The sequence below is a fragment of the Rhizomicrobium palustre genome, assembly GCF_011761565.1.
GTDB classification, from domain to species: domain Bacteria; phylum Pseudomonadota; class Alphaproteobacteria; order Micropepsales; family Micropepsaceae; genus Rhizomicrobium; species Rhizomicrobium palustre.
In genome coordinates, this window is sequence record NZ_JAASRM010000001.1 from 907,071 (window position 1) to 920,381 (window position 13,311).

Here is a 13,311-nt window from a genome sequence, read left to right on the forward strand (position 1 = left end):
TCGTTAAATCTGCACGCCCCAATCCATGCAGTAGCCACCGAAGGGCTTGATCACGTCGCTGATCTTCGCCTGGGTCTCGGTGACGAATTCATAGGTGAGGACCGCCTCGATCCGCACCACAAGGGCGGGCACGTCTTCCTCGTCTTCGTCCATCAGCATGACTTCTTCATAGGCTGCCGAAAGCGCGGCGACGGCTTCGTCGCTGGGCGGCCATTCGGCGAAATCCACGAAGAAATCCACCGGATAGGATTTCGTCAAATCGATGCCATCCGCCTCGAGGCTGCGGAAGACGTCTCCGTCGGGGTCTTTGGGCCAATCCGTCATCAGAACCTCAGAGCTACATAGGTCAACGCACCAGCGCGATTGACCAGAAGGACTTCTACTTTACGTCCAGAGCGCAGATCGGCATCGATCCGGCGCTGCACATCTTCGGGGGTGCGCACCATCTGGTCCTGCACGGCCACGATCACATCGCCCGCGCGCAGGTTTTTCTCCTCGGCAGGGCTGTCGGGCATGACATCGGTAACGACCACGCCCTGGATCGAACCCGGCAAGCGAAAGGTCGCGCGGGTGGAGCCATTCAGCGGCGACAGGCTGAGGCCAAGCTGGCTGGTCTTGCGCGGTTTGGCGGGCGGGCCCTGACGCTGCGGTTTGGCGGGCGGATCAGCCAGACGCTGCACGGTGAGGCGCACGCTCATGGGGCGGCGATTGCGCATGATGTCGACCGTCACCGTCTTGCCGATGGGTGTGCCCGCAGCCGTGCGCGACAGAGTGCGCGCATCGGGGATTTTCTTGCCGTCAAAGGCCGTGATGACGTCGCCGGTGCGAATGCCCGCGCGCGCGGCCGGACCATTGGGCGTGACGTTGCCGATCAGCGCACCGACCGGGCCCGGCAGGCCAAGCCCTTCGGCGAGGTCTGCGGTGACGGGCTGAATATTCACGCCCACCCAGCCACGGCGAACCTGACCGAACTGGCGCAGCTGATTGATGACGTCGCGCGCCAGATTGGAAGGAATGGCAAAGCCGATACCGACAGAGCCGCCGGTGGGCGAGAAGATCGCCGAGTTGATCCCCACCACATTGCCGCCCATGTCGAACAAGGGACCACCGGAATTGCCGCGATTGATCGGCGCGTCGGTCTGGATGAATTCATCATAAGGCCCGGCATCGATATTGCGGTTACGCGCGGAGACGATGCCGGCGGTGACGGTGGAGCCAAGACCGAAAGGATTGCCGATAGCGATCACCCAATCGCCAATCCGCGCCCGGTCCGAATCACCGAAATGGGCCGAGGGAATCGGGCGGCGGGGGTTGATCTTCAAAAGGGCGAGGTCGGTCTTGTCGTCACGCCCGACGAGCTTGGCCGGCAGCGAGGAACCGTCGTTCAGCATCACCGTGATCTGATCAGCATCCTCGATGACGTGGTTGTTGGTGACGATATAGCCCGACGGATCGATCACGAAACCGGAGCCGAGCGAGGTGACGTGGCGCGGCAGGTTGGATTTGGGGCCGGAGAAATTCTTGAACAGCTCTTCCAAAGGTGAGCCGGGCGCCACTTGCGGCAGTTCCACATTGCGCTGGCTGGGCTTCAGGGTCTGGCTGGTCGAGATGTTGACGACGGTCGGCAGCAATTGCTGGGAGAGATCAGCAAAGCTCTCAGGCGCACCACGAGCAACCGCCGGAGCGGCCACCAGAAATGCCGCAAAAACCGCGATGACCGAAAAACGCGCCCGCATGGCCGTGCACCTGCAAAATCGAATGGCTTTGCCTAGCGCGAAGCGGCGCGCACCGAAAGAGCAAGCTTGAAAAAATGGCCAAGCGGGGCGCGGCTGCATCAAAGAAGGGGGAGGATATTATTCCTTTTTAGCAAGGGGGGCCGGGCATTCAGTTCGAACTACCCTCCCTTTGAGGGAGGGTCGAAAAATTGGAGCGGAGCAGAAATTTTTCGGGGAGGGGTCTGTCGTAGCGATTGGGATGAAGTCTCCGCGCCGAGCACTCCTAAACCGTAATTCCTCTCAGGCCGCGACATACCCCTCCCCGAAATTTGCTTTCGCAAATTTCGACCCTCCCTCAAAGGGAGGGTGTAAGCATTTTATTCCCCTCACACCCTAACTCCAATCATCACTCGCCGTGACCCAGTAGCGGGCGAGCGCCTCAACGCCTTTGATGTCCTCTTCATCAAAGCGGGCGAGGACGGGGCTATCGAGGTCAATCACGCCGACGATGGTGCCGAAGCGGTGAAGCGGAACCACCAGCTCGGAATTGGAGGCTTCATCACAAGCGACATGGCCGGGGAATTTGTGCACGTCCGGAACGACAATGACCTTTTCCTGCGCGACGGCCGTGCCGCAGACGCCGAGGCCGACCTGCAGCCTTGTGCAGGCGGGCTTGCCCATGAAGGGCCCCAAGACCAGCCAGCGTCCTTTGCGGAAATAGAACCCCGCCCAATTTATATCCGGCAGGAAGTGGAACATCAGCGCGGAGAAATTGGCCGCATTGGCGATGGGATTACGCTCCCCCGCCGCGCGTACCCGCGCCTCATCTTCTAATTTGCGATACAGCTCGGCCTTGCTCATGGCGCCCCGCGCGGCTGCGATACGCAAGAAGGCTATACCCGTTTGCGTTGCGTACAGGCGTGGCACCACGTCTCATGCGGGCATCAACATGCTTTATTTCCGCTTACCTGCGGCGCCTGGACCTTCACCGAAATATTTCAGGAAGTCGCTCTTGGGCGAAATGATCAGGGTCGTGTTGGAACCCTGCATGCTGTCCTGATAGGCCTGCATCGAGCGCCAGAAGGCATAAAAGGACGGGTCCTGGTTAAAGGCTGCCGCGGTGATCTTGGTCTTCTGGGCATCGCCCTCGCCCCGGATGATCGCCGCCTGGCTCATCGCTTCGGCTTTGATCACAATCGCTTCGCGATCGGCGCGGGCCTTGATGAGCTGGGCCACGGCATCGCCTTCCGCGCGGTATTGCGTGGCTTGGCGCTCACGCTCCTTGTTCATACGCTGATAAATCGCGTCGCTGTTCTCGCCCGGCAAATCGGCTCGGCGGATCCGCACATCCACCACTGTGATGCCCCACTGCTTAGTGTCGGCGTTCATGCGATCACGGATCTGGCGCATGAGCTGGCTGCGCTTGCCCGAGAGCATGGCGGTGAAATTCTCAGACCCCAAGACCTCGCGGATATTCGAGGAGAGGATCGCTTTGAGCGAATCCACCGCGCGGTCGAATTCGGGCTGGGCCTGATTGAAGAGCAAGGGATCGGCGATGCGCCAGCGGGCATAGGCATCCACCACGATGCGCTTCCTATCGAGCGTGATCACCTCTTCGGACTGGGCATCGAGATTGAGCAGGCGCCGGTCGAAGAAATAGGCCCGCTGCAACGGCGATTTGAAATGCAGCCCCGGATCGGAAACGATCCCTACCGGCGCGCCGAATTGGACGAGCAGCACCTGCTGGGTCTGCGACACGGTGTAGACGCAGGAAATGAAGACGCCCAAGAGAAGCAGGACGCCCACCGCCATCACCAAAGACAGAGCGCGGTTCATTGGATGTCTGCCTTTTCTGCCGCCTTGGGGGCTTCATCCTGCTTCGGTGCCATTTTCGACGGCATCGGCGGGAGTTGCAGATAGGGCATCACGCCCTTGGCGGCGTCGTCGACAATCACCTTGTTCATCGAGCCCATGACCTGGGACATCGTTTCGATATAGATGCGGCGGCGGGTGACTTCCGGCGCCTTCTTGTATTCCTGATAGACGGCGTTGAAGCGCTGCGCCTCGCCGGTCGCCAGCGCCACGACCTGCGCCTTATAGCCTTCGGCTTCCTGGATGATATGGGCCGCCGCGCCTTTGGCTTCGGGGATCACCGAATTCCTATAGGCCTCGGCCTCGCTGCGCTTCCTGTCCTGATCGGCGAGTGCCTTTTGCACATCGAGATAGGCGGCGCGCACCTGGGTGGGCGTCTCGGCCTTCTGCATCTTCACGCCCACGATCTCGACACCGGCATTATAGGAATCGAGCATCTGCTGCATCAGGCGCTGGACGCGGAGCTGAATCTCCTCGCGATGCGAGGTCATGATGAGATCGATACGGTCCTGGCCGACAGCCTCGCGCATCGCGCTTTCGGCCACTGCTTTCACCGTGTCGCCATTCTTGGCGCCGAGATCAACATTGAAGAGCCAGGCATTGGCGTCTTTGATGCGCCAGTTCACCGTGAACTGCATATCGACGATATTCTCGTCGCCGGTGAGCATATAGCTCTCGTCGGTGATGTCTTCGGACTGCTTGTCGGAGATCTGCTTGAAGCCGACATCGACCTGATTGATCTTTTTGACGTTCGGCGTGTAGGCGGTCTCGATCGGCCAGGGCAGATGATAATGCGTGCCCGGTCCGGTGTGCTTGATGAAGGCGCCGAAGCGCAAGACCACACCCTGCTCTTGCGGGTTGACGGTGTAGACGCCGGAGACAAGCCAGAGCCCGACCGCCAGTGCAGCCATGGCGCTGAGGCCGTTGCGGCCAAGCGCCCCGGGGGGGACATGGCGGCGCAGCTCTTCCCACCATTTGGAGAGCAAGGTCTCGAAATCTGGCGGACGCAAGCCCGAGGGTTCGTCCTGCGGCGGACGTTTAGCAGGCTTGGTGGGCTGGCCCCAAGGGCCTTTCACCTGGCTCCCGCCAGGGTTGGCCTCGCCCGCAGGCTTGGAGCCGTCATTTGGGCCGTTCTCCTGGCCACCCGTCTGGTTCGTCCAAGGCACGGGCCTTGTTTCCTTGTTTTCGCCGTCGGCGCGGTTATATGAGCATCCTTCGAAAGGCGCAAACCATGGCTACGCGTGACGACATTCTTCGGGCGCTCGACGGCGTGATTGATCCCGTTTCGGGGCGCAGCATCGTGCATGAGGACATGATCCAGGGCCTGGTCTTGCGCGACGGGCATGTGGGTTTTGCCGTGGAGGTGGCCCCGAGCCGCGGCGCCAGCGCTGAGCCATTGCGCCGCGCCTGCCAGGAGGCGGTCGAAAAGCTTGCCGGCATCCTTTCGGTCACCGCCGTTTTGACCGCGCATAGCGAGCCGCAGGCTGCGCATAGCCATAAGCATGATCATGGTCATGGCAATAAGCCGCGCCAGACTCCGCCCCCGGCGCAAGGCATCGAAGGCGTGACCTCCGTCATCGCGGTGGCGAGCGGCAAGGGCGGCGTCGGCAAATCCACGGTCGCGGTCAATCTGGCGCTGGCCCTCGCGGCGAAGGGACTGAAGGTCGGTCTTCTGGATGCGGATATTTATGGCCCGAGCGTGCCGCGCCTTTTAGACATTAAGGAGCGCCCGCAAGGCATCGATGGCAAATTCGTGCCGATCGAGAAATACGGCATCAAGGCGATCTCCATCGGCCTCTTCCTGGAAGAGGATCAGGCCACCATCTGGCGCGGCCCGATGGTGCAAAGCGCCCTTGTGCAGATGATCAATGACGGGCTTTGGGCGCCGCTCGACGTCCTGGTGATCGACATGCCGCCCGGCACGGGGGACGTGCAGCTTACCATCGCACAACGCCTGCCCCTCAAAGGTGCGGTGATCGTGTCGACGCCGCAGGATATCGCGCTGATCGATGCGCGGCGCGGCATCGCCATGTTCCATAAGACGCAGGTGCCCATTCTCGGCATTGTGGAGAATATGAGCACCTACATCTGTCCCAATTGCGGACATGAAAGCCATATTTTCGGCCATGGCGGCGCCAGAGAGACCGCAAAGACACTCGGCGAAGCTTTCCTGGGTGAAATTCCATTAAATACGGCCATAAGGCTGACTTCCGACGGCGGAAAGCCTATCGTCGCAGCAGCGCCGGACAGTCCGGAGGCCCGTGCTTTTCTGTTGATTGCCGATCAGGTGGCGGCGAAACTCTCGAAGGGCGAGCGCGCCCAGCCTAAAATCGTGATCGAGTAGCGGGGCTAACCGCTTCGCACCAAACGCCTCGCCAACGAAACTTTTGCCAATTTGGGGTTCTCTTTTTATCCATGGTCGCTCCTAAGCCGCAAATCCGCAGCATGTTCGCGACGCCTGTGTGCGTGCATTACCTGCCGGTCGCACAGGAGTTCAATGCTGAGCTCCGCCCCCTGATTCTTGACCGCCAGCAGAAAGAGCCGCTGCATACTGGCCCAGCCCAGAACGGTTCACATCAGGGCTGGCGTTCTTCCCCGGATTTGGAAAGCTGGGGCGGTTCACAGATTCAAACCCTGTTCCGGGTGGCGCGCGAGCAAGCAGATAATTTGACGGCCAACCGCAATGGCTCGCGCGTTGTGCTGGATTGGAAAGTTCAGGCCTGGGCCGCAGTGCGCAGCAAGGGCGAATATCTCGAACGCAACGCCCGGCCCGGCTGGTATTGGTCCGGCATCTATTATGTCGACGACGGCTATAACAAGCAGGATGACGAGGCGCTGGGCGGCGAAGCCGAACTCGCCGATCCGCGTGGCGTTTTGCCGGCGATGCTCGCCCCGCAATATGGCTTTCGCGTTCCGAACGGGCTGACGGCCGGACAAGTCGAACTCATCCGGCCGCAGACGGGTATGATTATCCTGCACCCCTCCTGGCTGCCACGCGGCGAACACCGCTTCGATGGCGCAGGCCAAAGGGTCACGATCGAGTTCGACCTGACCTTGCCCTGAAAAGACCCAGGAGCAGCAGCGATGCGCTCAGCACCGGCAGCGATGCCGGCGCTGGCACCCCCCAAGACCCGAAGCTCACACAGGCACCGCTGTCAAAGCAGGGCAAGGTTTCGTCGCTGCCCGCCAGAATATAATAAGGCGTCACTTGGTAGCTGTTGGCGTTCAGCGCATCGACATAGAACATCGTGAGATTGTCGCCGGAGACGCTGATGTTCCAAAAGGGAAGCCCAAAATTGCAGGCTGATGAATCGGCGCAGGCCGGAACAAGATCCGCCAAAGTGACTGCCGGCATGTTGGGCGCATCAATTTCCAAGCTTAAGAGCCCGCCAAAATTGGCCGGGTCGTCGGATGAGTTCGCAACGACAGGGGCGGAGCCATCCACCCAGCTATAATGGCCGTGGATATAAAGACCCGGCGTGCTCATCGAGCTTTGCTGCCAGTAATAGGTCGTGACCGATGCGCTTGCCGCTGCTGCGAGCCAAGCGAACATCAGCCCCAGTAAGAGCACTCGTTTCATCTTGTCCTCCTTAGCCGCGCTGCGGCTCGGGAAGCCAAAAGCAAGCTACGCGCCAAAGACGCAAACTCAAGAAAATCAAAACGATAGCGCCCGTGGTGGCGGCAACACGCAGCGCCGCTGTAAGGTCTTTTTACACACATCAAAAATAGTCTCGCGCTCTAAGACGCGCGAGACGGCTTTGGCGCCTATTTCACGATGCCTTGGACGAGTTCGAATTTGCGCCCGTTCATCGTCCACTTCTCGCCGACGGCGTGCTTCTCAACCTTGTCGCATTCCGGATTGGGATGCATCGGCGGGGTCTTGTCGAAATAGAGGCAGATTTTTCCGTCCTCTATCTTCCACTTGCCGCTGACATCGAGAATCCAGTTGCCGCCTGAGAAGGTGTGGTCCTGCTTGTAATAGATATGCGAGGTACCAAGCGTTTCGTGCACCAGCGTGGTGTTGCCATAGCGGCTGGCCATAATCTCGTCATCGCTGGCATTGTCGGCGAAAGCGGCCATTGGCGCCAAAGCCAGCGCCGCGAAAGCAAAGCTACGAATGCGCATGTGTTTCCCCCAGATGATATTGTTATGGGGAAATACTAGACCAATGCGCCCCGGCGCTGCAAAAGCACGTAACTATGCGATGGGGCTGGCATTTCCCGCGTCCCCTCGGCCCACAGAGCGGGATCGAAGCCGGGCATCACGACATCGCCTTCAGGCGCGCCATGCACTTCGGTGAGATAGACGGCGGTGGCCAGCGGCAAGGCAGCGGCGAATATATCGGCCCCGCCAATGATCATGATCTCGGAGGGATTTTCCGCTTCCGCAAAAGTGATTGCCGCCGCGAGGCTTTCGACCACGCGCGCGCCCTCGGCCTGATAGGCGGGATTTCGCGTGATCACGATATTGCTGCGGCCCGGCAAAGGCTTCTTAGGCAGGCTTTCCCAGGTCTTGCGCCCCATGATGCAGGGCTTGCCGAGGGTGAGCTCTTTGAAGTGTTTGAGGTCTCCGGGCAGATGCCAGGGCAAGCCGCCGCCCGCGCCAATGACGCCATTCTCGGCCCGCGCGACGATGAGCGCGATGGGCGCCGCCATCAGCCCTGCTGCCCGAGCTTTTGCAGCGCCTCACCGGAGACGCGATAGACCGTCCAGCCTTCCACCGGACGCGCGCCAAGCCCTTCATAAAAGGCGATGGCATCGACATTCCAATCGAGCACCGACCATTCCAGGCGGCCGCAATCTTCCTTCACCGCGCGCGCCGCCAAAGCCATCAGCAGCGATTTGCCGATCCCCTTGGCGCGGAATTCCGGCTTCACGAAGAGGTCTTCGACATAGATGCCATGACGGGCCAGGAAGGTGGAGTAATTATAGAACCACACGGCAAAACCGGCGGGCTCGCCGTTCCATTCCGCGATCTGGCAGAACAGGCGCGGATTCTCGCTGAATAACGCCTCGCGCACCGTGTCTTCCGTCGCCACGACGCGATCGAGCAAGTGCTCGTATTCGGCCAAGGCACGAATGAAGGACAGGACCAGGGCTTCGTCGCCGGGTTCGGCGGGGCGGATCGCGAGCATGTGAACTTCCTTTAAGACTGCGCTATAAGATGCTTCAGGTCCTCAGGCAAGGCACCGCGGAACGCAGCGGCAGCCTCAGCCGTTTCGCTTCAAGGAGCGAACATGCGAAAGATCCAGACAGCTTTGATTTTAGCGACCGTGCTGAGCGCCGCCCCCTCTTTTGCTCAAATGGCGGGCAGCGTGCCCAAGCCCACCCCGCCCGACACCGACCGCCCGTTTAATATGGATCATCCGCGCAATCTGCCGGACACGCCCACGCATCAGACCGCGCCCTATCAGGTAGAGCGCCCGCTCAACTTGCCGCATGATCCCGTGACGGAGCAGCGCGAGGAACGCTTTCGCCAGGATGTACGAAACGACGAGCGCGATCGCGCCCATCAGGCCGCCGAGCAAAAGCGCGAATTCATCACCGATTTCGGCCGCTTTGGCCTTTCCCCGCCGCCGCCCAATGCGATGTGGCTGCGCGAGGGCAGTGATGCCGTGCTGCTCGACCAGAAAACCGGGAAGGTGCTGGCAAAGCGCCATGCCGTCTTTAAGAACGGCACAACAACACGCCCCCTCAACACCCTGCCGCAGTAGCTAAACTGCCACCGGCGCTTTGATGTGCGGGTGGGACTGGTAATTCTCCAGAGTGAAATCCTCGAAGCGGAATTGGAAAATGTCCGTCACCTCGGGATTGATGCGCATCGCTGGCAAAGGATACGGCTCGCGCGAGAGCTGCTCTTTGGCCTGCTCTAGATGATTTAAATAGAGATGGGCATCGCCGAGGGCATGCACGAACTCACCGGGCTTGAGCCCTGTCACCTGCGCCACCATGAGCGTGAGCAGCGCATAAGAAGCGATGTTGAAAGGCACGCCTAAGAAGATATCCGCCGAGCGCTGGTAAAGCTGGCAGGAGAGTTTGCCGTCGGCCACGTAGAACTGAAACAGGCAGTGGCAGGGCGGCAGGGCCTGACGCGGAATATCGGCCGGATTCCACGCCGTCACCAAGAGGCGGCGCGAATCGGGGTTCTTCTTGATCTCGTTCACCACCCAGGAAATCTGATCGATGGTGCCGGAATGATCGCGTGGCCAGGCGCGCCATTGATGGCCATAAACAGGCCCAAGCTCGCCATTGGCATCGGCCCATTCATCCCAGATCGTGACCCCGTGCTGCTGCAGCCATTTCACATTGGTATCGCCGCGCAAGAACCACAAAAGCTCATAGATGATCGATTTGAGATGCAGTTTCTTGGTGGTGACCAGCGGGAAGCCTTCACCCAGGTCAAAACGCATCTGATGGCCGAAAACCGAGCGGGTGCCGGTGCCGGTGCGGTCATGCTTTTCCGCGCCCGTCTCCAGCACGCGTTGCAACAATTCATGATACTGGCGCATTGCGCTAGCTTACCGGGCCGCAACGGGCCCCGGCAAGCACCGCCTCACGCATCCGCTGTGAGGAAAATCGTGCGCTCAGCCACGCGGCGGTTGTGCAGGCCCGCAATGACCACATGCTGGCCGTCCACCGTCGCCTTGTCCCAGAGAAGAAAGGCATCGGCTGCCCCCGGAATGTCGCCGAGATTGAATTTCTTGAGCACGCTCGAGGTCTGAAAGCCCGCCGTGCCGATATTGTAGGCCAGGCTCAGCATGGCCGCCGCCTGATGAAGGGTCGCGGTTTTTTGAAGCATCGGCGCGATGATCTTCGATTTCAGCGCCATCTGAGCGGCGAGAAAACCGGTGGCTTGGCTTTCCGTGATGGCGGCATCGGCCATCGTGACGGACTTTCCGTTGGGATAAAGGATGGTGCCATACCCAATGGTCGGGATCCCTGCCGAATCCTTATAGGGCGCCGTGCGGAAGCCCTCGAATTGCTTGATCAGCGGCAGGGTGAGCGGGAAAACGTCGGAATCGCCAGGCCAGTTCGCCATAGGGTGCCCCAGTCTTTGGAGTTGCGGCCGCAAGTATCGGTTGATTTTTCTTCTGGAGGATAGGCGCAGCCCCCGAACATTCCTGTCCCCCGCAAGCTAATGCCTTGATCCGGTTCCTCTTCCAACCAGAAAATATTTTCCTTCATGGGGCAAAAGTTGTGGGGAGAGGGGGCCTTAGGCCATCTAACGACTTCAAAAGCCCCGCGTTGATCCCTATATAGGTCTTGTCCGGGGCAACCCGGTCTATGGCGATAAACGGCTTCGTAATAAGCGGACTGGACCCGGGGGCGGTACCCGGCGCCTCCACCAACCTCCCTCTAGAAGCGGGAGCCCTTTTCGAAGGGGCATGTGGGGGCGAAACAGGATCGACAGACGTGTAAAGGTTGACCTTTCGCCCGGTATGGTATCCGCCGTTATCGGGCTACTCGTACAGGTGCCAACGATAATGAAATGGCCCTCGCTGCCTAACTTCTAGTTAGACAAGCGCGGCTTTGGGACGTGCGCCGGGCAACAGAAGCACGTCCCGCTAATATTCCACTTTAAACCCCACATCCCTGAACAGACGTACATGTTGAGGGGCAAGATGAGAGCTTGTCCCATCGCGGTGCAGAAAAAGACGCCACCCGCCAGCATTGACTCGTGAGCAATGCGGGCTAGTCTGCCGCCTTCTTTCCCGGAAAGTGTGATGGCAAAGGATTATATCGGATATCAGGCATTGCTGGACGCGGCGCTGCGCGGCGTCGTGCGCGATGCGTTGCAGCGCATCGAGAAGCAAGGGCTGATCGGGTCGCATCATTTCTATCTCACCTTCAAAACCGGGCATGAAGGCGTCGACATTCCGAGCTTCCTGTCGGAACAATATCCCGATGAGATGACCATTATTCTCCAGCATCAGTTCTGGGGTCTGAAGGTGCGCGAGGATGAGTTCGAGGTCGCCCTCACCTTCAAGAAGCTTCCAGCCACGCTGGTCATTCCTTTTGCCGCGCTGACCAAATTTTTCGATCCCGGCGTGCCCTTTGGCCTCGAGTTCAAGACTCAGGATGCCCCGCCCCCGAAGCAGGCGCCCAAGCCCGTGACCGGCGGCGCCACCGAAGCCACGCCCATGCCGCAAAAGGCCGAGGTCGAGCCTGAGGAATCCGAGGAAAAGCCCGCCGCCGAAAAAACCGCCGGTGCGGCAGAAGTCGTCAGTTTGGACTCGTTCCGAAAGAAGTAGTGGCTTAATAGTCCCGGGCCCGCGCGGATTGGCGCGATTCATTGCCTGGGACATTCGCCATGACCAAAACCCGTACCGAATCCGATACTTTCGGCCCGATCGAGGTCGATGCTTCCGTTTATTGGGGCGCGCAGGCTGAGCGCAGCCGCAACAATTTCAAGATCGGCTGGGAGAAGCAGCCCGCCCCGGTGATCCGGGCGCTGGGCATCATCAAACGCGCCGCGGCCGAGACCAATATGGCGCTGGGCAAGCTCGATCCCAAGGTCGGCAACGCGATCATCGCGGCGGCCAATGAGGTGCTGGAAGGCAAGCTCGATTCGCATTTCCCGCTGGTGGTCTGGCAGACCGGTTCGGGCACGCAATCCAACATGAATGCCAATGAGGTGATCTCGAATCGCGCCATCGAGATGCTGGGCGGCGAGATGGGCTCCAAAAAGCCGGTCCATCCCAATGACCACGTCAATATGAGTCAGTCCTCGAACGATACTTATCCGACCGCCATGCATGTCGCCGCCGCTGAAGAGATCGTGCATCGGCTGATCCCCGCCCTGCAGAAGCTGCGCAATGCGCTGAACGACAAGGCTGAGGCGTGGAAAGGCATCGTCAAGATCGGGCGCACCCATACCCAGGACGCAACGCCCTTGACCCTGGGCCAGGAATTCTCCGGCTATACCAAGCAAGTTGAGAACGGCATTTTCCGCATCGAGCAGACCCTGCCCTTGCTGATGCAGCTTGCCCAGGGCGGCACGGCGGTCGGCACTGGCCTCAACGCACCGGTGGGCTTTGCCGAAATGGTGGCCGATAAGATCGCCGCGATCACCGGCCTCGCCTTCACCTCTGCCCCCAACAAATTCGAAGCGCTCGCCGCCCATGACGCGATGGTGATGAGCCATGGCGCCATCAACACGGTCGCTGCCTCGCTCTTCAAGATCGCCAATGACATACGCCTTTTGGGCTCGGGCCCGCGCTCGGGCCTCGGCGAGCTGTCGCTGCCGGAAAACGAGCCTGGCTCCTCGATCATGCCGGGCAAGGTCAATCCCACCCAATGCGAGGCGCTGACCCAGGTTTGCGTGCAGATCTTCGGCAATAACGCGGCGCTGACTTTTGCGGGCAGCCAGGGCCATTTCGAACTCAACGTCTATAATCCGGTGATGGCCTATAACTTCCTGCAAAGCGTGCGGCTGATGGCCGATGCCGCGGTGAGCTTCACCGAGCATTGCGTGGTTGGCATTGAGCCGCGCCACGACAACATCAAGGCGGGCCTCGACCGTTCGCTGATGCTGGTGACCGCCTTGGCGCCCAAGATCGGCTATGATGCCGCGGCCAAAATCGCCAAAACCGCGCATAAGAACGGCACCACGCTGAAGGAAGAGGCGCTTTTGACCGGGCTTGTGACGGCAGAGGAATTTGACGCGATCGTCAGGCCGGAGGATATGATCGCGCCGAAATAATCACGGTCGAATCATTCCCGCC

General features: G+C 60.3%; 16 protein-coding genes and 1 other RNA gene. 6 read left to right on the forward strand and 11 right to left on the reverse strand.

The window, feature by feature from the left end; translation table 11 throughout:
• Nucleotides 1–3 precede the first annotated feature (3 nt).
• From FHS83_RS03880 to hflK, 5 genes are all read right to left on the reverse strand, one after another.
• On the reverse strand, nt 4–324 hold the full coding sequence (locus tag FHS83_RS03880; protein ID WP_167081113.1) for a ribonuclease E inhibitor RraB: 321 nt from the start codon (nt 322–324) through the stop codon (nt 4–6).
• Nucleotides 324–1,736, reverse strand: coding sequence for a DegQ family serine endoprotease (locus FHS83_RS03885; RefSeq protein ID WP_167081115.1), 1,413 nt, complete (start codon nt 1,734–1,736; stop codon nt 324–326). The genes FHS83_RS03880 and FHS83_RS03885 overlap by 1 nt, the downstream gene beginning before the upstream one ends.
• A gap of 372 nt (nt 1,737–2,108) precedes the next feature.
• Nucleotides 2,109–2,576 (reverse strand): GAF domain-containing protein, encoded by a 468-nt coding sequence (locus FHS83_RS03890; RefSeq protein ID WP_167085245.1) that lies wholly within the window; start codon nt 2,574–2,576, stop codon nt 2,109–2,111.
• A gap of 93 nt (nt 2,577–2,669) precedes the next feature.
• Nucleotides 2,670–3,551, reverse strand: coding sequence for a protease modulator HflC (gene hflC / locus FHS83_RS03895; RefSeq protein ID WP_208414213.1), 882 nt, complete (start codon nt 3,549–3,551; stop codon nt 2,670–2,672).
• Nucleotides 3,548–4,753, reverse strand: coding sequence for an FtsH protease activity modulator HflK (gene hflK / locus FHS83_RS03900; RefSeq protein WP_167081117.1), 1,206 nt, complete (start codon nt 4,751–4,753; stop codon nt 3,548–3,550). The genes hflC and hflK overlap by 4 nt, the downstream gene beginning before the upstream one ends.
• 65 nt (nt 4,754–4,818) lie before the next feature.
• Here hflK and apbC point away from each other — a divergent pair, with 65 nt between their 5' ends.
• Together apbC and FHS83_RS03910 are read left to right on the forward strand one after the other, a co-directional pair.
• Nucleotides 4,819–5,931, forward strand: a complete 1,113-nt coding sequence (gene apbC / locus FHS83_RS03905; RefSeq protein WP_167081119.1) for an iron-sulfur cluster carrier protein ApbC — start codon at nt 4,819–4,821, stop codon at nt 5,929–5,931.
• Between the two features lie 71 nt (nt 5,932–6,002).
• A complete protein-coding gene (locus FHS83_RS03910; protein WP_167081121.1) occupies nt 6,003–6,650 on the forward strand; it encodes a putative 2OG-Fe(II) oxygenase in 648 nt (215 codons plus the stop codon).
• On the opposite strand, the gene FHS83_RS03915 is transcribed toward FHS83_RS03910, so the two are convergent.
• From FHS83_RS03915 to FHS83_RS03930, 4 genes are all read right to left on the reverse strand, one after another.
• Nucleotides 6,619–7,167 carry a hypothetical protein gene (locus FHS83_RS03915; protein ID WP_167081123.1) on the reverse strand — a complete coding sequence of 183 codons (549 nt, stop codon included), beginning with the start codon at nt 7,165–7,167 and terminating at the stop codon, nt 6,619–6,621. The genes FHS83_RS03910 and FHS83_RS03915 overlap by 32 nt on opposite strands.
• Nucleotides 7,168–7,352: 185 nt before the next feature.
• Entirely contained in the window at nt 7,353–7,712 is a 360-nt protein-coding gene (locus FHS83_RS03920) for a hypothetical protein (protein ID WP_167081125.1), read from the reverse strand.
• Between the two features lie 35 nt (nt 7,713–7,747).
• Nucleotides 7,748–8,242, reverse strand: coding sequence for a dihydrofolate reductase (locus tag FHS83_RS03925; RefSeq protein ID WP_167081127.1), 495 nt, complete (start codon nt 8,240–8,242; stop codon nt 7,748–7,750).
• Entirely contained in the window at nt 8,242–8,721 is a 480-nt protein-coding gene (locus FHS83_RS03930) for a GNAT family N-acetyltransferase (protein ID WP_167081129.1), read from the reverse strand. The genes FHS83_RS03925 and FHS83_RS03930 overlap by 1 nt, the downstream gene beginning before the upstream one ends.
• A 102-nt stretch (nt 8,722–8,823) precedes the next feature.
• Between FHS83_RS03930 and FHS83_RS03935 the strand changes: the two genes are divergently transcribed.
• Entirely contained in the window at nt 8,824–9,300 is a 477-nt protein-coding gene (locus FHS83_RS03935) for an RcnB family protein (RefSeq protein ID WP_167081131.1), read from the forward strand.
• Here the strand turns inward: FHS83_RS03935 and FHS83_RS03940 are convergent, their stop codons facing one another.
• The gene (locus FHS83_RS03940; RefSeq protein ID WP_167081133.1) at nt 9,301–10,095 is read right to left on the reverse strand and encodes a thymidylate synthase; all 795 of its coding nucleotides are present in this window, start codon (nt 10,093–10,095) and stop codon (nt 9,301–9,303) included.
• A gap of 44 nt (nt 10,096–10,139) precedes the next feature.
• Nucleotides 10,140–10,625 carry a lysozyme gene (locus FHS83_RS03945; protein WP_167081135.1) on the reverse strand — a complete coding sequence of 162 codons (486 nt, stop codon included), beginning with the start codon at nt 10,623–10,625 and terminating at the stop codon, nt 10,140–10,142.
• A 187-nt stretch (nt 10,626–10,812) separates the two neighbouring features.
• Between FHS83_RS03945 and ssrA the strand changes: the two genes are divergently transcribed.
• The 3 genes from ssrA (at nt 10,813) to fumC (ending at nt 13,289) form a co-directional block, all read left to right on the forward strand.
• Nucleotides 10,813–11,150: a transfer-messenger RNA gene (gene ssrA, locus FHS83_RS03950) on the forward strand.
• Nucleotides 11,151–11,310: 160 nt separating this feature from the next.
• Nucleotides 11,311–11,838, forward strand: coding sequence for an SspB family protein (locus FHS83_RS03955; RefSeq protein WP_167081137.1), 528 nt, complete (start codon nt 11,311–11,313; stop codon nt 11,836–11,838).
• A 59-nt stretch (nt 11,839–11,897) separates the two neighbouring features.
• The gene (gene fumC, locus FHS83_RS03960; protein ID WP_167081139.1) at nt 11,898–13,289 is read left to right on the forward strand and encodes a class II fumarate hydratase; all 1,392 of its coding nucleotides are present in this window, start codon (nt 11,898–11,900) and stop codon (nt 13,287–13,289) included.
• Nucleotides 13,290–13,311 lie beyond the last annotated feature (22 nt).